15 protein-coding genes are annotated in these 17,605 nt (G+C 65.8%); 8 read left to right on the plus strand and 7 right to left on the minus strand.

Translation table 11 applies throughout. The annotated features are described in order from the left end of the window. Positions 1 to 15 precede the first annotated feature (15 nt). Both GSQ83_RS11775 and rsmA read left to right on the plus strand, forming a co-directional pair. The gene (locus GSQ83_RS11775) at positions 16 to 1,329 is read left to right on the plus strand and encodes a peptidylprolyl isomerase (protein ID WP_158803063.1); all 1,314 of its coding nucleotides are present in this window, start codon (positions 16 to 18) and stop codon (positions 1,327 to 1,329) included. After that, positions 1,326 to 2,180: a 16S rRNA (adenine(1518)-N(6)/adenine(1519)-N(6))-dimethyltransferase RsmA gene (gene rsmA, locus GSQ83_RS11780; protein ID WP_158803064.1), complete on the plus strand. Its 855-nt coding sequence runs from the start codon at positions 1,326 to 1,328 to the stop codon at positions 2,178 to 2,180. The genes GSQ83_RS11775 and rsmA overlap by 4 nt, the downstream gene beginning before the upstream one ends. A gap of 225 nt (positions 2,181 to 2,405) precedes the next feature. Here the strand turns inward: rsmA and GSQ83_RS11785 are convergent, their stop codons facing one another. Next, positions 2,406 to 2,798 (minus strand): hypothetical protein, encoded by a 393-nt coding sequence (locus GSQ83_RS11785; RefSeq protein WP_158803065.1) that lies wholly within the window; start codon positions 2,796 to 2,798, stop codon positions 2,406 to 2,408. Between the two features lie 220 nt (positions 2,799 to 3,018). Between GSQ83_RS11785 and GSQ83_RS11790 the strand changes: the two genes are divergently transcribed. From GSQ83_RS11790 to GSQ83_RS11810, 5 genes are all read left to right on the plus strand, one after another. Next, a complete protein-coding gene (locus tag GSQ83_RS11790; RefSeq protein ID WP_158803066.1) occupies positions 3,019 to 4,926 on the plus strand; it encodes a transketolase-like TK C-terminal-containing protein in 1,908 nt (635 codons plus the stop codon). Positions 4,927 to 4,943: 17 nt separating this feature from the next. Further along, the gene (gene gap / locus GSQ83_RS11795) at positions 4,944 to 5,957 is read left to right on the plus strand and encodes a type I glyceraldehyde-3-phosphate dehydrogenase (protein ID WP_158803067.1); all 1,014 of its coding nucleotides are present in this window, start codon (positions 4,944 to 4,946) and stop codon (positions 5,955 to 5,957) included. A gap of 127 nt (positions 5,958 to 6,084) precedes the next feature. Beyond that, the gene (locus tag GSQ83_RS11800) at positions 6,085 to 7,272 is read left to right on the plus strand and encodes a phosphoglycerate kinase (protein ID WP_158803068.1); all 1,188 of its coding nucleotides are present in this window, start codon (positions 6,085 to 6,087) and stop codon (positions 7,270 to 7,272) included. Next, entirely contained in the window at positions 7,269 to 7,952 is a 684-nt protein-coding gene (locus GSQ83_RS11805; protein ID WP_158803069.1) for a fumarylacetoacetate hydrolase family protein, read from the plus strand. Before GSQ83_RS11800 ends, GSQ83_RS11805 begins: the two co-directional genes overlap by 4 nt. Before the next feature lie 15 nt (positions 7,953 to 7,967). Continuing rightward, positions 7,968 to 8,777 (plus strand): exodeoxyribonuclease III, encoded by an 810-nt coding sequence (locus tag GSQ83_RS11810; protein WP_158803070.1) that lies wholly within the window; start codon positions 7,968 to 7,970, stop codon positions 8,775 to 8,777. 9 nt (positions 8,778 to 8,786) lie between these two features. On the opposite strand, the gene GSQ83_RS11815 is transcribed toward GSQ83_RS11810, so the two are convergent. The 4 genes from GSQ83_RS11815 to secD form a co-directional block, all read right to left on the minus strand. Continuing rightward, positions 8,787 to 10,214, minus strand: coding sequence for a tetratricopeptide repeat protein (locus GSQ83_RS11815; RefSeq protein WP_158803071.1), 1,428 nt, complete (start codon positions 10,212 to 10,214; stop codon positions 8,787 to 8,789). Between the two features lie 67 nt (positions 10,215 to 10,281). Then, entirely contained in the window at positions 10,282 to 11,766 is a 1,485-nt protein-coding gene (locus GSQ83_RS11820) for a sulfotransferase family protein (protein WP_158803072.1), read from the minus strand. A gap of 203 nt (positions 11,767 to 11,969) precedes the next feature. Continuing rightward, positions 11,970 to 12,947 (minus strand): protein translocase subunit SecF, encoded by a 978-nt coding sequence (gene secF / locus GSQ83_RS11825; RefSeq protein WP_158803155.1) that lies wholly within the window; start codon positions 12,945 to 12,947, stop codon positions 11,970 to 11,972. Positions 12,948 to 13,039: 92 nt separating this feature from the next. Continuing rightward, positions 13,040 to 14,620 carry a protein translocase subunit SecD gene (gene secD / locus GSQ83_RS11830; RefSeq protein WP_158803073.1) on the minus strand — a complete coding sequence of 527 codons (1,581 nt, stop codon included), beginning with the start codon at positions 14,618 to 14,620 and terminating at the stop codon, positions 13,040 to 13,042. A 159-nt stretch (positions 14,621 to 14,779) separates the two neighbouring features. Between secD and GSQ83_RS11835 the strand changes: the two genes are divergently transcribed. Then, positions 14,780 to 15,796 (plus strand): Gfo/Idh/MocA family protein, encoded by a 1,017-nt coding sequence (locus tag GSQ83_RS11835; protein WP_158803074.1) that lies wholly within the window; start codon positions 14,780 to 14,782, stop codon positions 15,794 to 15,796. Here the strand turns inward: GSQ83_RS11835 and lpxB are convergent. Both lpxB and GSQ83_RS11845 read right to left on the minus strand, forming a co-directional pair. Continuing rightward, on the minus strand, positions 15,740 to 16,894 hold the full coding sequence (lpxB, locus tag GSQ83_RS11840; protein WP_158803075.1) for a lipid-A-disaccharide synthase: 1,155 nt from the start codon (positions 16,892 to 16,894) through the stop codon (positions 15,740 to 15,742). The genes GSQ83_RS11835 and lpxB overlap by 57 nt on opposite strands. Next, positions 16,891 to 17,520, minus strand: coding sequence for a GNAT family N-acetyltransferase (locus tag GSQ83_RS11845; protein ID WP_158803076.1), 630 nt, complete (start codon positions 17,518 to 17,520; stop codon positions 16,891 to 16,893). Before GSQ83_RS11845 ends, lpxB begins: the two co-directional genes overlap by 4 nt. Between the last annotated feature and the right edge of the window lie 85 nt (positions 17,521 to 17,605).

A 17,605-nucleotide genomic window follows, 5' to 3' on the forward strand; every position in this document is an offset into this window, starting at 1 on the left:
GCGAAGGTAGCGTATATGTCCCTCCGCCTGAAAATGGCCTGTCTGCTGGTGCTCTCAGTTTGGCTGGCCGTCGCGACGCTTCATCCCGCCCGCGCGCAAGACGCCTCGATCGCCGCGGTGGTCAATGGAGATGTCGTGACCCAGGCCGATGTGGAGAATCGCGCGCGCTTCTTCGCGTTGGCAACCGGTCAGCGGGTCTCACCCGATGTGCTGCAACATCTCAAGCCGCAGATCCTGCAGCAGCTCATCAATGAGCGGCTGGAGATTCAGGAAGCCGAGAAACGTGGCGTGGTGGTGCCCGACCGGTCAGTCGCCCAGGCGATCACCGAGATCGAGCATTCGAACAACATGGGGCCGGGTGTGCTCCATCAGAAGCTGACCGAACTCGGCATCGGCTTCGATACGTTGGTCAACCAGGTGCGCACGCAGCTCGCCTGGACGCAGGTGCTGCATCAGGTTCTCGGCGATGCGGGACGCCCGAGTGCCGCCGATATCGACCGTCGTATTCTCATTGAGAAGAACAAGGGCGCGCAGCCACAATATAACGTCGGCGAAATCTTCATCCGGGTCGCCAATCAGGCGGCTCAGATGGACGCGCAGAACTTCGCCAATACCGTGATCGCTCAGCTGCGCAGCGGCGCGCCCTTCCCGATCATCGCGGCGCAGTTCAGCCAAGGCGAGACGGCGCTGCAGGGCGGCTCGCTCGGCTGGGTTGGACCGGATCAGCTCGATCCCGCGGTCCTCGCCTTGGTGTCGCAAATGCCGATCGGCGCCATCAGCAATCCGGTGCAGGTGGCGGGCGGGCTGGTGATCGTGCAGCTGCGCGGCCGGCAAGGCCCCGGGATGGCGGGCCCGGACGCCGGCGGTGATGCGGGTGCCAATGTCATGCTCAGCGTGCGGCAGATTTTCCTGCCGTTCACCACGCCGCTCGATCCGAAAAATCCTACCGAGCAGCAGCGGCAGACGATGGTGACTTTCCACAAGATCGCGACCTCAGTGCATAGCTGCGACGATATGGAGGCCGCGAACCGCGCCGATGGCGGCACGAAGCCTGCGGACCCTGGGCCGGTCAACCTCGCCCAGGTCACGCCACCGCAGTTCCAGAGGCTTCTCGCCAGTCTGCCGGTCGGCAAGCCGAGTCCGCCGCTTATCGCCAATAACGGTGTGACCCTTGTCATGGTTTGCGGCCATGCGGCGGCCACCGCACAGGTGGCAGACAACTCCCGGGAGGCGGTGGCGCAACAGATCTTCGAGCGCCGGATCGATCTCACGGCGGAGCAGACCCTGGACGATCTGCGGCGGCGTGCTTCGATCCAGATCATGCATTGAACGCGCTTCCGCCGCTGCGGGATGTCATCGTCCGGCACAATTTCCGGGCGCGTCACTCGCTCGGGCAGCATTTCCTGCTCGACCTCAACCTCACGGCGCGGATCGCGGGGCTGGCCGGGGACTTGAGTGGGCGGCATGTGGTGGAGGTCGGGCCGGGTCCAGGCGGGTTGACGCGGGCGCTGCTCGACACCGCGGCGGTCGATGTGACGGCGATCGAGATCGATCCGCGGGGCGTGGCGGCGCTGGAGGAGCTGGCGCCGCATTATCCTGGACGGCTCGCGATCGTCGCAGGGGATGCCATGCGGGTCGATATTCCGGGGCTGGTGCCGGCGCCGCGCCAGATCGTCGCGAACCTGCCGTATAATGTGGGCACGCCGCTGCTGATCGGGTGGCTGCGGCAGGCTGCGGCTTTCGAGCGGATGATTCTGATGTTCCAGGAGGAGGTGGCGCAGCGCATAGCGGCGGCGCCGGACACGCCGGCTTATGGTCGGCTGTCGATCCTCGCACAATGGACCTGCCGGGCCGATATCGCGATGCGGCTGCCGGCGGAGGCGTTTACGCCGCCACCCAAGGTCGCCTCGAATATCGTGCGGCTGACGCCACATGCAGAGCAGCCCGAGCCCGCGCTTTTCACGATCATGGAACGGCTGACGGCGGCGGCTTTCGGACAGCGGCGCAAAATGCTGCGGGCGGCGCTTAAGCCGCTCGGCGGCGAGGCGCTGTTGCGACGAGCCGAGATCGAGCCGACGCGGCGGGCGGAGACGCTCTCCGTGGCGGAGTTCGATCGCTTGGCGCGACTTTTGGCGATCGAAGCCATGACTAGTGTTGCGGAGGTTGTGCCGCAGTCGTGAAAAAGGCCTGCGAGCACGCAGGCCTTTTCGTCGACGGCTTAGGGAAGGCGATCGGGGCCAGAGCAGGATGTCTCTGGTTTCAACCGCTCGTTTCCCCTTCGTCATGCTCGGCGAAGGCAGAGCATCCACGTCTTCCTTGCTCGACGAAGGCGAGACGTGGATGGCACGCCTTCGCGTGCCATGACGGATCTTTGGGTCGCACCCAGTATCAGGTCGTCACAACACCTAGGACGGGTTGGCGGGCGCTCCGGGCGACGGGGTCGGGGGCGCCATCGGGGCGGGGTTCGGCGGTGCCATCATGGGGGTCGCGGGGGCCATTGTGGAGCCCGGCGCCATCGGCATCGCCGAGCTCGGCGCCGACATCGGGCTCATGTTGTTCTTAAGCTGCTCAGCGTTGAGCATGTCGGCCGAGTGATCCGCGTCCGAAGGGCCGCTCATGGCCGTGCCGTGCTTCATCCAATGCTTGTGCTTCATGCCCATACCCATGGGCTTCGCCATGCTAGAGCCGCTGGCACTCGGCGCGGCCATCGGGGTGGTGCTGGTCGATTGCGCCCATGCGGAGGCGCTTCCCATGATCGCCACGCTACAAATCGTCGAGAGAAGGAAGGTCTTTTTCATGTCGGTCTCCATGCCTTTTGAGTTCAATCAGCTTTAGGCGCCGGCTAATCAGTACGGGTACAGCCCTTCGCGAAGCCCCTATGGCGCCGTGATCGTAGCCCGACATGGGGTTGCTCGCCAGAAGCGGAAGGGGTTGCTCAGCCCCGGCGCTCAGTCCAAAACCCCTCCATTCCGCCATACACCCTTCGTTCCAGAGGGCCGGACGGTTGCAGGAGGTTCGGTGACTCGTCTGGCGGATATCTTTTCCCGCAGACCCCCCGTCACGACAGATGCGACACCGCTTGCGCAGGCACGCCAGCCGGAGCGTCGGCAGCGCATGGTCGAGGCCCTGCGGCTGACCGCCCTGCGCAACTGGGCGGATGCCCATTCCGATGCGATCCGGCATGAGGGCAACGGCAAGGCGCCCGGCGCTACCGCCGCTCCACCCGCTTTCGCCATGGCGGACGTCGTGACGACGCTCTGGACACGCGTGCTGCGGATCGATGCCGCCGATAGTTCATGGCCGGACCGCGACCGCATCATCGTCGCGACACGGCAGGATGCGCGGCTGATGCGCGCGGTGCTGGAACTGTCGGGCCTCGATCCCGCTGACCTGTCGCATGGCCTGCCGGGGATCGAGGCGGTCATCGGCCAAGCAGGTGAGGCGCTCTCCTTCGCCGTGGGCTGCGTGCTCAGCGAGCGCATGCTCGCGGCGCGTTTCGGCAAGAGCCTGGTCGATCACCGCGCCTGGCTCTTCGCGACACCGGCGGACATCACCGGCGGCATCGGTTATGAGGCCGCGAGCCTCGCGGGTGAGCTGAAGCTATCGAAGCTCGCCATCCTGCTGGAGGAACCGGCGCATCCCGAGCCGGATGAGACGCCGGCGGCGGAGTTGCTCGAGCGTTTCGCCTCCTGGGGCTGGGCGACCAAGCGCATCGCGGGCCATGACGCGGCAGCTATCGCTTCAGCGCTGTCCTTCACACTCAGGGCGCGCAAGCCTGTTCTGCTGGTGTGCAAGACCTCGGCGCCCGCTCCGCCTCGCACGGACCGCGCAATCTCCGAGGATGTCTCTGAAGCCTGGCGCGGCGCGGGGGCGCGTGCCACGGCGGCGCGGCGCGGCTGGCTCAAGCGCCTAGCGCGTCATGCTTTGGCCGCCGACTTCGAACGGGTTCTCAATGGCCGCCTGCCGGATGGCTGGCGCGATGCGGCCCGCGTCAATCGCAGCGCGCTGGCGGAAGAAGGCGCCGCCCTCTCCGGCCCGGAAGCGAGCCGCCGCGTCATCGAAGCGCTCGGGACCGCGGTGCCGGAGATGATCCGGGCCTCCCTCGGCGCGGCAGGACGGCCGGCGGGACTTGCACCGCTGGGGCAGGAGCCCGTCGAAAATGGCGATTTCGCGCGGCGGCATATCCAGTTCGGCAGCCGTCAGGTCAGCATGGCCGTCACCCTAGCCGGCGTCGTCGGGCATGGCGGCCTGATCCCGGCCGGCGGCCTCGCCATGTCTTGCGGACACACGCTGTTTCCGGCGATCCGCACGGTCGGCCGCCACCGCCGCCGCATCGTCTTCACATTGCTGGAGGAAGCGGCTGAAACCGCGTCCGCCGAGTATCTCGCGACGTTCCGCGCCTTGCCCGAGCTGCTGGTCTTCCGCCCCGCCGGCGCGGTCGAGACCTCCGAATGCTGGGAGCTCGCTCTGCACAAGGAGGATGGGCCGAGCGTCCTGGTGCAGACGCCGCAGCCCGTCCCGCCGTGGCGCACCGATACAGTCGAAAATTCCTCGGCGCGCGGCGCCTATCTGACCGCGCCGGAAGAGGGTCCCCGCGCGGCCACCCTCATCGCAAGCGGTGCCGAGGTCGGGCCCGCGCTGGCGGCGCAAGCGGCCCTGGCGCAGGCCGGCATTACCGTGGCGGTGGTCTCCATGCCCTGCTGGTCACTTTTCGCGGCGCAAGACGAGGCGTATCAGACGCAAACCCTGGGCGATGCGCCGCGGATCGGCGTCGAGCCGGGAACCGGATTTGGCTGGGAGCGTTGGCTTGGCTCGGGTGGCCACTTCGTGAGCAGCGATGTGAGTCTTCCGGGCCAGACGCATACCGCGCAGACTGTCGAGACCCTGACCGAGGCGCTGATTATCGCGGTCAAGAAGAAGCTTTGAAGAAGGAAGAGAGAACCATGGCTGTGAAGGTTGCGATCAATGGCTTCGGGCGCATTGGCCGCCTCGTTTTGCGCGCGATGGTCGAGAGCGGCCGCACGGATCTGGAGCCCGTCCTGATCAACGACCTAGGCAGCGTCGAGGCCAATGCGCATATGTTCCGCTACGACAGCGTCCATGGCCGCTTCCCCGGCACCGTCGAGGTGAATGGCGACGCCATCACCATCAAGCTGAACGGCCGCACCTACGGCCCGATCCGCGTTTCGGCCGAGCGCGATCCGTCCAAAGTGCCGCTCGCCGGCGTCGATGTCGCGATGGAATGCACCGGCCTCTTCACCAGCAAGGACGCGGCGTCCAAGCTGATCGAGGCGGGCGCGCGCAAGGTTCTGGTATCGGCGCCGGCCGATGGGGTAGATGCGACGATCGTTTTCGGCGTGAACGACAAAACCATCACCAAGGAGATGACGGTCATCTCCAACGCCTCCTGCACCACCAACTGCCTGGCGCCGATGGCGAAGATACTGCACGAGAAGTTCCATATCCTGCGCGGCTATATGGTGACGATCCATTCCTACACGGGCGACCAGAAGACGGTCGACACGCTGCACAAGGACCTGCATCGCGCCCGTGCCGCTGCCCTGTCGGCGATCCCGACCTCGACCGGTGCGGCCCGTGCCGTCGGCCTCGTGCTGCCGGAGCTGAAGGGCAAGCTGGATGGAACCGCCATTCGCGTGCCGACGCCCAATGTCTCGCTCGTTTCGCTCGATGTGAACCTGCGCACGCACGCGACCAAGGAGCAGATCAACGCGGCGATGAAGGAAGCCTCGGAAGGCGCGCTGAAGGGCATCATCGACTACAACACCGAGCCGCTGGTGAGTTCGGACTTCAACCACAACGCGGCCTCCTGCACCTTCGACGCGCCCCAGACGGCGGTTGTCGATGGCGAGTTGGCCCGTGTGCTGGGTTGGTATGACAACGAGTGGGGCTTCTCGAACCGCATGGGTGATACCGCGGCGGCTTTCGGGGCGCTGTAGGTCCAGCACACTCTGCCTCGTCATGCTCGGCGAAGGCCGAGCATCCAGGCCTTGCCTGCGTAAAGAAAGCAAGGCGTGGATGGCATGCCTTCGCATGCCATGACGGTGTGAAAAGGGGAACGACACGATGACCTTCCGCACGCTGGATGACGCCGATCTCAAGGGCAAGCGCGTGCTGCTGCGCGCCGACCTCAACGTGCCTGTGCGCGATGGCCGCATCACCGATCTCACGCGCGTCGAGCGGGTGGTGCCGACCATCCGCGAGATCGCGGAGAAAGGCGGCCGGGTCATCGTCTGCTCGCATTTCGAGCGGCCGAAGGGAAAGCGCGTGCCGGAAATGTCGCTGCGGCCGCTGGCCGACGCGATCGGCAAAGTACTCGGCTCGCCGGTCGGTTTTGTCGATGACTGTATCGGGCCGGAGGTCGAGGCCGGCGTCGCCAAGATGAAGGACGGCGATGTTCTGCTGCTCGAAAACACCCGCTTCCATTCGGGCGAGGAAGCGAACCACGTCGAGATGGCGAAAAGCCTCGCCAAGCTCGCCGATCTCTATGTGAACGACGCCTTCTCCGCCGCCCATCGCGCCCATGCCAGTACCGAGGGCGTGGCGGGCCACCTGCCCTCCCATGCCGGGCGGCTGATGCAGGCCGAACTGGAGGCACTGGAGAGCGCGCTGACCGACCCGGATCGGCCGGTCATGGCGATTGTTGGCGGCTCGAAGGTTTCCACGAAGCTCGACCTGCTCGGCAATCTGCTGGGCAAAGTCGATGTCCTGGTCATCGTCGGAGCCATGGCGAATACCTTCCTCGCCGCCAAGGGGCTGCCGGTGGGCAAGTCGCTGCAGGAGAAAGACCTCCATGACACCGCGCGCGAGATCATGAAGCGCGCCGAGGGCGGGCGATGCGAAATCCTGCTGCCGGTGGACGGCACGGTCGCGCAGGAGTTCAAAGCCAATGCCGCCACCCGCACGCTTGCGGTGGATGCCGAGCATGACGGCATGGCGCTGGATGTCGGGCCGGAGACCGCGAAGCTCATTATCGCGCGGCTCAAGACGGTAAAGACGCTGGTCTGGAATGGCCCGCTCGGCGCTTTCGAGACGCCACCCTTTGAGGCTTCAACGATGGCGGTCGCAAAGGTCGTCGCGGAACTTACGCGCGCCGGAAAGCTGCGCAGCGTGGCGGGCGGCGGCGATACGGTATCGGCGCTGCGTGAAGCAGGCGTCACCGATGAGCTGACCTATGTGTCCTCGGCGGGCGGCGCCTTCCTGGAGTGGCTGGAAGGCAAGACGCTTCCGGGCGTCGCGGCGCTGCACGCATGAGCGAGTTTGTGATTCCGGCGCCTCCTGTCCCGGCTGTGCCGGTGCGCGGTGGCGGCTTATTCCCGGTGCGCCGGATCTTCTGCGTGGGCCGCAACTATGCGGCGCATGCGCGGGAGATGGGGCATGATCCCGATCGCGAGCCGCCCTTCTTCTTCACCAAGCCGGCGGATGCGATCGTCACCGGCGGCGAGATGCCCTACCCCGCGGCGACGAGCGAGCTGCATCACGAGGTCGAGCTGGTCGTCGCCATCGGCGCCGGCGGCCGCGACATCGCCGAGACGGATGCGAAAGCCCATATCTGGGGCTACGCAATCGGCATCGACATGACGCGGCGCGACCTGCAGGCGGAAGCCAAGAAGCTCGGACGGCCCTGGGACATGGCGAAGGGCTTCGACCATTCGGCGCCAATCGGCGAGATCGTGCCGGTGGGCAATTTCGGCAGGTTCGAAAGCGGCCACATCCTCCTGAACGTCAATGGCGCCGAGCGGCAGGAAGGCGACCTGCTGGATATGATCTGGAGCGTGCCCGAGGTGATCGCGGCGCTGTCCCGGCTGGTGGAATTGCAACCCGGCGACCTCATCTTCACCGGCACGCCAGAGGGCGTGGCCGAAGTGAAGCGCGGCGATGAGTTGGAGGCGATGATCTCGGGGCTGCCACCGCTGAGGGTGAGGGTGGTTTAGCTCAGCATCGAGTTCATGCCCCGTCCGCTTCGTATCGTTACCTGGAACATCAATTCGATTCGCTTGCGGCAGGTGCTGCTGCGCGATGTCGTGACCGCGCTCGACCCCGATGTCGTGTGCCTACAGGAAACGAAATGCCCGGACGAATTTTTTCCGCTGGAACTGCCGGCGGTGCTCGGCCTGCCGCATGTCCAGTTTCGCGGGATGAAAGGCTATAACGGCGTCGCCACCTTCTCGAAGCTGCCGATGCGGCGGCACGGCACGACACAAGATTGGTGCGGGCGTGAGGATTGCCGTCACCTCTCCGTCGAGATCGACGCGCCCGGCGGCCCGCTGGTTGTCCACAACTTTTATGTGCCGGCCGGCGGCGATATTCCCGACCCCGAGGTCAATCCGAAATTCGCGCATAAGCTCGATTTCGTGGCCGCCGCGCGGGATCATTTCGCGCCGACGCCTGAGCTGAAACGTACCGTGCTCGTCGGCGATCTCAACATCGCGCCGCTGGAGCATGATGTCTGGAGCCACAAGCAGCTTCTCAAAATCGTCTCACACACGCCGGTCGAAACCGCTTTGCATACTGAGTGGCAGCGCACCTGCTTTCATGACGCGTTGCGCCACTTCGTGCCGGACGATCAGAAGCTCTACACTTGGTGGTCGTATCGAGCACGAGACTGGGAAGCGGCGGACAAGGGACGCAGGCTCGACCATATCTGGGTCACGCATGACCTGACGGGGCGGCTTGTCCGTCATGCCATCCTGAAGCAGGCGCGCGGCTGGACGCAAGCGTCGGACCATGTGCCAGTGCTGCTGGAAATGAGACTTTGAACCAAACGCTTACGGCGAGCCGGCGAGCGCTTGTGTGATCGCCTCCACCACCTCGTCCCAGCGTCGTGCCGCGCTTTGCCGGAATAGCGTGATGCTTGGGTACCATGGCGAGTCCGAGCGCTCCTGGAGCCAGCGCCAGTCGGCGGCATAGGGCAGCATCACCCAGCACGGCCGGCCCATGCCGCCCGCGAGATGGGCGACGGAGGTATCGACCGTCACCACCAGATCAAGAGCACCGATAACGGCGGCGGTGTCCTCGAAGTCGATGATTTCGGCGCCGGCATCGATGAGTGGCGCATGACCCTGATAGTTCACGAGCTGCCCGGCCGCCTCGCCCTTCTGCAGACTGACCAGCGCGATGCCCCGCACCGCCGCGAGCGGGTTGAGCGCCGACAGCGGCATCGAGCGGTTGCGGTCGTTGCGATGGGTGGCGCGTCCCGCCCAGACCACGCCGATGCGGCGCAGACCGCTCGGAACCTGACGATCAAGCCGTGCCTTCCAGAGGATCGCGCGGCCCGCATCCGGCTCGATCGCCGGCGGCGGCGGAATAGTGTCGAGCCTTGTGCCATGCAGCCGGGGAAGGCCAGAGATCGGGCAGAAGGTCGCGAACGCGGGGCATTCGGACCAATTCGTGAAAATGTGGAGCCGGGGGAAAAGCCGCCGGAAGAGCGGCGCCATTTCGATGCTGGTCGCCATGACGATGCGCGGGCATCGTGCCGCCGCCCATCGGATATAGCGGCTGAACTGGATGACGTCGCCGAAGCCTTGGTCACCGATCAACAGCAATAGGCCACCGCCAAGATCGCCGCCCCATTGCGGGCGGCCCTGTTGCAGCGCTGGCGGCATCAGGCGCGGGAAGCCGGCCAGCCGAAAGCGCCACTCGTACTCCTCCCAGCCCTCCGCGTAATTGCCGAGCAGGAGCTGCGCCTCGGCGATGGCGAAATGCGGCCCGGGCATCATCGGCTTCAGCGCGATGGCCTGACGGGCACAATTGACGACCTGTTCGGGCTCGCCTCTCTCCTGGTGGATGATCGCCTGGTTGTGCAGGGCCAGCGGGTCCGCCGGCTGCAAGTCGAGACCCCGGCTGGATGCGGCAAGCGCATCATCCAGCCGTCCCGCCACGCGATACATCTCGCTGAGGTTGCGCAGGTAAACGGCGTTTTGCGGTGCGGCGAGAATGGCATGCTCGACCAGCGCGACAGCCTGATCGACGCGCTCGCGCCGGAAGGCGACAACGCCTGCGAGATGCAGCGCGTCGGGCTCCTCCGGCGCGGCGCGCAGGATATGCACGGCGAGTTGCTCGGCGTCGTCGATGCGGCCACTTTCTTCGGCACGGACGGCCATTGCCAACAGCGATCGGAACGGCACCGGAATGAGCCGCTCGAGCTCTGAACGCCAGTCCGCGTCGAGCGGGACCTCAAGCTTGTCCTGGCTCAAGCTGGCTCCTTCGCCCCTATCCTTCAGGTGTTCGGGAAATGCATCCTGGCTGGTCACAGGGCCGGTTTCAGTCGAGCTGGTAGCCTAACTTCTCAATCCAGGGCTCGAGGATCGGCAAAGCCGGGGCGAGTTCGTCTCGGTAGTGGCGATAGCGGTAGCGCGACCGGTCATAGAGCGGTTCCTTAACCTGCGCGTAGCTTGCCGTGCGCGAATGATGGCGGCTCTCATGGAAGACGAGGGACGCCGGCTCGTAGGCCACGGACAGGAAGCCGCACAGCGCCCTCAAGGTTTCTTCTGGCTCCGTCAAAAGGTCCTCGTAGCGCAGAGTGTGCAGAGACAGGTCGATCTCGGCCCTGTAATGTGCGACGAGCTGCATGATGCGCGCGTAATGCGTCGCCGCCGAGACCAGGCTGCTGGCGCAATGAAAACCATGGGTCAGCATATTGCCCATGATCGAAACCATGACATCCAGCGGATGCCGGACGACATGGATCAAAGGCGCTTTCGGGAAGATCAGCGAGATGAGACCGAGATGAGTCTCGTTGAGCGGCATCTTGTCGGTGAAAAGATCCTTGTCCGGCTTGAACACGCCCATTTGGGCGGCGCGGTGCAGATAGACATCCCGCAAGTCATTCAAACCTTGCTGACGATCGCCCATCCATAACTCGCTCAAAGCCTCTGGGTAGCTGAGCGGACTCTCGAGAAGGCGCTGGAGGGTCGCGGCGATATCGCTCACGAAAGGCAATTCGTCACCCGCCGCGATGCGCGAATGACGGGACAGCATCTGTTCGAGAAGCGTGGTGCCGGAACGCGGAAAGCCGAGGATAAAGATCGGTTGCGGCCCAGGGGCGACATCCGCGCGCGGTAGCAGCGCCAACCGGCCGCGCGTGAAGAAGCCACGCAGCCGGCGTATCATCTCGCTGACCGCCTCGTCCTGATAGATCTGGCCCAATTCGTCCCGCACGCGCCGCTTGCTTTCGAGGAAGACCTCGAAGGCCGCCGCATATTCGCCGGTCTGGTCGAGCAGGCGGCCTTTTTCCGCAAGTTCGGCAGGGGTGAGTTTGCCCAGTCGCACCTGCTGCTCCAGGCGATCGAGCACCGCGAAGGCGCGGTCATTGTCGTGTAGACGGGTGTGTAGAACAGCGCGGGTCAAAAGGCTGTCGGGATCGTCGGGAAAGAGCCGGTCGATGATATCGAGCAAAGAACCCGCTGCCTCGAACCGGCCATCCGCCTCTTCCAGCCGGGCCCAGCCGAGCAGGCTTTGCCGCACCCGCGGATTGGCACTGACCGATTCCTGATAGAGGCGTCTCGCCTCATCGAACCTGCCCTGCTTCTTGAGGTTCCAGGCAAGATTCGCGATCACGATGGGGTCGCGCTTGCCCGTCAGGCTCAGGACGCGGCGGTAGTGGAATTCCCCCGGTTGCGGGCGGTGCACGCCGGTTAGCACCATGGCGAGCAGGTTGTGACTTTTCGGATCCTCCGGCGCGATGCGCACGGCATTCCGCGCATGGACCTCAGCCTCTTCCAGGGCGCCGCGCGCGAGAAGCGCCATGGCAAGCGCCTGGGTGGCGGGTAAATCGTTGGGATTCGCCGCGACCCGCTTGGCCGACTCCTTTTCAGAGGCGGTGGCAGGGGATGCCGGCAGGCCCGCGAATTCAACCGATGACTGAGAAGAACCGACCGAGACGTTCATTCCGATGATAGAACGTCATGCCCGTCCGTTCGTCAACCGGAATGAGATGAGCGCGAATCCGCTCAGTTCGCGCGCGCCTGAACCTTCTTCCCGGTTTCCGGCTTGGCCGGCTGGGCGTCTCGCCGCAGCCGGTTCTCGCCGAGCAACAACAGGATCGGGGCGGCGATGAAGATCGAGGAGGAGGTGCCGACGACGATGCCGAACAGCATGACGATGGCGAAGGCTTTCACGGAAGCGCCGAAGATCGCCAGCGGCAGCGCCGCGAGGAACACCGTCATCGAGGTGCCGAGTGTCCGGTTCAGCGTCTCGTTGATCGACTGGTCGATCAATTGGCGCAGCGGCATGGTCTTGTACTTGCGCAGGTTCTCGCGCATCCGGTCGTAGACCACGACCTTGTCGTTGGTGGAGTAGCCGAGGATCGTCAGGATCGCGGCGACCATCACCAGGTCGAATTGCAGGCGAGTAACGACGAGGAAGCCGATGGTTTTGGTGATGTCGAGAATGAGCGTCACCACGGCACCAACCGCGAACTGCCACTCGAACCGGAACCAGATATAGACCAGGATCATGAGCAAGCTGAGGCCGAGTGCCAGCAGGCCCTGGCGGAAGAGTTCCTGCGATACCGAGGCACCGACCGCGCTGGTGCTGAGGACCTTGTTGCCCGGCGCCACCTGATCGAGTGCCGCATGAACCCGCGCCACCGCCAGGTCGGTCGCCGCGGCATTGGCCCGGCTTTCGAGGCGGATCATGAACTCGTTGGCGGAAGCGGAGCCCACGCGCTGCAGCCCGGCATCGCTGAGGTTATGGGCGGCCAGCGCGGCGCGGAGATGGGCAAAATCGGCGGGTTGCGGTGTGCGGGCTTCCATCACCACGCCGCCCTTGAAGTCGATGCCTAGCCGCAGGCCGGGATAGAAGAACAGCCCGACCGAGGCGAGCGACAACACGGCCGAAACGATAAGGCCCGCGAAGCGTCCCTTCATGAACTGAATGCGGGTACCCTCCGGAACCAGGCGGAACAGCGGCTTGTAAAAAAAGCGCATCTTCATGCCGTCCTTTGGGGCGCCTGGACCGGCGCGGCCGGGCCATTGCCGTCAGGCGAAAACTCGCGTCGGTCGAGCAACATATTGCCCGCCTATACCGGCAAAGCCGACGGGCGGCGCCGGATATACCATCTCGATGTCAGCAACCGGGCGAAGACGGTGGCGGTGAAAAGCGTGGTGACGATGCCGACGGTGATCGTCACGGCGAAGCCGCGCACCGGACCCGAACCAAAGATGAACAGCATCACATGCGCCAGCAGCGCCGTCACGTTGCTGTCGATGATAGTGCCATAGGCGCGGCGATACCCGGCTTCGAGCGCCTGCAAGGGAGACCGCCCGTTGCGCACCTCTTCCCGTACCCGCTCGTTGATGAGGATATTCGCGTCCACCGCCATGCCGAGGGTGAGCAGAATGCCCGCCATGCCCGGCAGCGTGAGTGTCGCCTGGAGCAGCGACAGAATGCCCATCAGCATGATGAGATTGACGACGAGGGCGAGGTTCGCAAACCAGCCGAACAGGCCGTAGAAGGCGCCCATGAAGAAGATGACGAGCACGAAGCCGACCATCAGCGAGATGGCGCCGGCCCGGATCGAATCCGCGCCAAGCTCGGGTCCGACGCTCTGCTCCTCGATCACCGTCAGCGGCGCGGGCAAGGCGCCGGCACGCAGCAGCAACGCGAGGTCGGTTGCGGCCTGAGCATTGGCGCTGCCGCTGATCTGGCCGCGCCCGCCGGTGATCGCCTCGCGGATGACCGGGTCGCTGATCACCTGGTTGTCGAGCACGATGGCGAAGGGATGGCCTACATTGGCCGAGGTCACATCGCCGAACTGACGCGCGCCTAGGCTATCGAATTCGATATTGACCACCCAGCCGCCGGTCTGGGGATCCTGGCCGGCCTGGGCATTGGTTAGGTTGGCACCGTCAACCATGACGGCCTGGCGGATGGCGACCTTTTGGTTCGGGCTACCCTGAAGCGGCAGGAAGGCGTCGCCCAGCGGCGGCGGCTCGCCGGAATTCGCGTTGGCGCTCTCATCGACCAGGTGGAAGGTCATATGCGCGGTCTCGCCCAGCAGCGTCTTGATGCGCTGCGGGTCAGAGATGCCGGGCAGCTGGACCATGATGCGGTCGGTGCCCTGACGCGCGATCTGCGGATCGACGATGCCGGTGCTGTCGATGCGGCGGCGAATGATCTCGATCGACTGGGTCACGGCGGCGGTGGCGCGGGCGATAAGGGCGGGCCGCGATAGCGTGAGGATCAGATTGGCGCCGTCGCCGCTGGCATCGAAATCGGCAAGGCTGGTGGTGGTGCCGAGGGACGGCGTGAGCAGGTCGCTGAGCGCCTTGATCGCCGCTTGTCGCTGGTTGGGGTCGAGTAGCGTGATCTCGACGCGGTTGGCCGCCTGATCGGCCGCGAGGCGGGTATAGCCGATGCCCGGCGCGCGGAAATCCTGTCGCACCTGGTCAACGGTGCTGCCGAGCTTCTCCTTGGCGACCGCGCCCATATCGACCTGCATCAGCAGGTAGCTGCCGCCGCGCAGGTCGAGGCCGAGATGGATCTGCCGCCAGGGCAGCCAGCCATTCGGCGCGCGCATCAGATTGGGTATGCAGAAGAGGACGCCGAGCAGGCAAGCCCCGATGATCGCGGCAGCCTTGAGTCGGCTGAAATAGAGCATGGGGGCGGACGGCCTTAGCGGTTCATGATTTGGCGCGGAGGTATGGCGGCGCGTTTGTCTGAAGGCAAGCCTCGGGGCCTGGGCAGGTCCCAGGCGCCAGAAGGTTGACGCCTCGCCACGTCCTGGTAACGCTGCCGCGCGTTCCGATAGGTCCAGAATTTGGCAACATCACCCAGCGGCATCGTTAGAGTTGGAGTGGCCGGTGTTGGTCACTTCGGCCGCATCCATGCCTTGAAGGCCGCCGCCTCCCTCCGCGCCCGCCTGGTCGGTGTCTATGACCTGGATGCCGAGCGGGCGCGCGCCGTGGGCTGGGAGGCCGGCGTGCCGCCCATGGACTTCGCGGCCTTGCTCGCCGCCTCGGACGCGATAGTCGTTTCCGCCCCGGCGGAGGCGCATCACGACCTGGCCGCCGCCGCCATCCGCGCGGGCCGCCATGTGCTGATCGAAAAGCCGATCGCCTCCACGCTCGCGGAGGCCGAGGATCTCGCGGCTTTGGCGAAGGCGGCGGGTGCCGTGCTGCAGGTCGGGCATCTGGAACGGTTTTCCGCGGCCCATGGCGCGGTCGCAGCGCGGATGGGACGGCCGCTTTATATCGAGGCGGTGCGCGTCGCCCCCTTCAAGATCCGGGGTACGGATGTTTCCGTCATCCTCGACCTCATGATCCACGACCTCGACCTTGTGCTGGCGCTGGTGGATGCGCCGATCGCCCATGTCGATGCCGTGGGCGCGGCGGTGGCGAGTGCGCATGAGGATATCGCCAATGCCCGCGTGCGCTTCGCCAATGGCTGCGTCGCGACGATCACCGCGAGCCGCATCTCGCTCAAGACCGAGCGGCGGATGCGGATCTTTTCCCAGAGTGGCTATCTCGCGGTCGATTTCGCCAATCGGCGCCTGACGGCCATCGGACGCGGCGGCGGAATGCCGGTGCCGGGAATGCCGGAATTCTCGATCGAGGAGTCTTCCTGGGAAGATCATGACGCGCTGGCCGCCGAACAGGGCGCCTTCTTCGCCTCGATCCTCGATGGCGCGCCGGTGCTGGTGGATGCGGAGGCCGGGCGGCGCGCGCTGGAGGCGGCGCTGGCCGTTACCACGGCGATGGAACATTCTCGCCAGGAGGTTTCAGACTCCGGGCTTTTCGTCGAGCAAGGCGAGAACGGCGGCAGCGGCGGCCTCTGAGGGCAAGCCGGCGGCAGGCCGCAGGCTATCGGTAATCCGCGCGAAGGCGGCCTTCTGCAAGGCGGCGGCGGGGCCTTCCTGCAACAGGCGGCCTAGTTCCTCGGCAAGGCGTTCGGGGCGGCAGGCCTGCTGGATCAGCTCCGGCACCACTTCACGCCCGGCGAGAAGATTGACCATGGCGGCATGTTTGACCCGGACCACGCGCCTGACGAGCGCGGCGGTGATCGGGTTGACGCGATAGGCCACCACCATGGGCACCCCAGCGACGGCAAGCTCCAGGGTCGATGTGCCGGATTTGGTGAGGGCGGCGCGGGCAGCGGCGAAAGCGTCGTGCTTCTCGGTGAGGGTGGTGACGAGGATGGGTTTTTGCGGCCAAGCGGCGGCCGCAGCGGTCACGGCCGCCGCCACCGGCGCGGCCACAGGCACCACGGGCAGCAGTTTGGGAAAGCGCGGTGCCAATTGCCGCAGGGTCTCGCCGAAGATCGGCAGGAGCCGGGAAACCTCCGTGGAGCGGCTGCCCGGCATCAGGATGACGGGCATGCTGTCAGGTGCCAGGCCGTGCGCGGCGCGGAAGCGGGCGGCGTCGCCGGTGCCGGCGCCGGATTCCAGGACGGGATGACCGACGAATTCGGCGGTGAGGCCGTGGCTGGCGAAGAACTCGACCTCGAAGGGCAGCAGGCAAAGCAGGCGGTCCCAAAGCCCGGGGTATTTCCGCACCCGTTTCTCGCGCCAGGCCCACACCTGGGGTGCCACGTAGTGAATGCGCGGGATGCCGAGCGGGATGACGCGGCGGAGCAGCCTCAGTGAAAAGCCGGGGCTGTCGATGGTGACGACCACATCGGGGCGCCGCGCCGCGATATCGGCCACGGTCTCGGCCATGCGGCGACGCAGGGCGGGGATACGCGGCAGGATCTCGGCGAGACCCATCAGCGCCAGCTCCTCCATGGGGAAGAGGCTGACGAAGCCGTGCTGCGCCATGAGAGGGCCGCCGATACCGGCGAAAGACAGCTCCGGCCGTTGCTCGCGGAGCGCCTGGATGAGCCGGGCGCCGAGAACGTCGCCGCTCGCCTCACCGGCCACGAGGTAGATGAGGGTCACGATAGGGCTGCCCCGGTGAGGCTTTTCCACCAGAAGTTCAGGCGGTGCGGGGTCTCGGCTGTGGCGCCGACTTCGCGCCAGGACATGGTGCAGCCCATGCCAGTGGCCTGGGCGAAGCCCCGATTGCGCCAGAAAGCGTCGAGCGGGACGTAGCCGACAGGGCGCGCCGGGTGATTGACAGAGCGCTCGACGGCGCAGAAGGCGGCGATGTCGCAGGTGGAGACGCGGCGCGCATGCGCCTCCCGCTCGGCGAAGAAGCGGCGGCCGAGGCCATGGCCTCGCCAGGGATGCAGCAGGATCGATTCGCCGAAGTAGAAGACGCGCGCTGGGTCGATGCGCTGGGCGACGAAGGGCGCCTGGATGTTCGCGGTTTCGTCGGTGAGCGGCAGGCAGGTGGAAGCGCCGACGACCTCGTCGCCCGCAATCGCCAAAACGACACCGGCGCGCGGGCTGTCGACGTAGCTGCGCAAGTACCGCTCCTCATAGGCGGGGTCGCCGTCATAGAGGTAGGGCCAGTCCCGGAACACCGTGATTCGCAGCTGCGCGAGCGCCGGGACATAGGGCAGCAAGCCATCGCCGCTGACGGTAAGAATCTCGGGCGAAGGCCCGATGCGCGCGCCGCTCATACGCATGGGGCGTGATGGCGAGCGGTTATGGAATGAGTGGGGAGCATCCGGCTTAGGCTACATGAAAAGCGTGAGCCGGAAAGCC

The sequence above is a fragment of the Acidisoma sp. L85 genome (assembly GCF_009765865.1).
Taxonomy (GTDB): Bacteria; Pseudomonadota; Alphaproteobacteria; order Acetobacterales; family Acetobacteraceae; genus Acidisoma.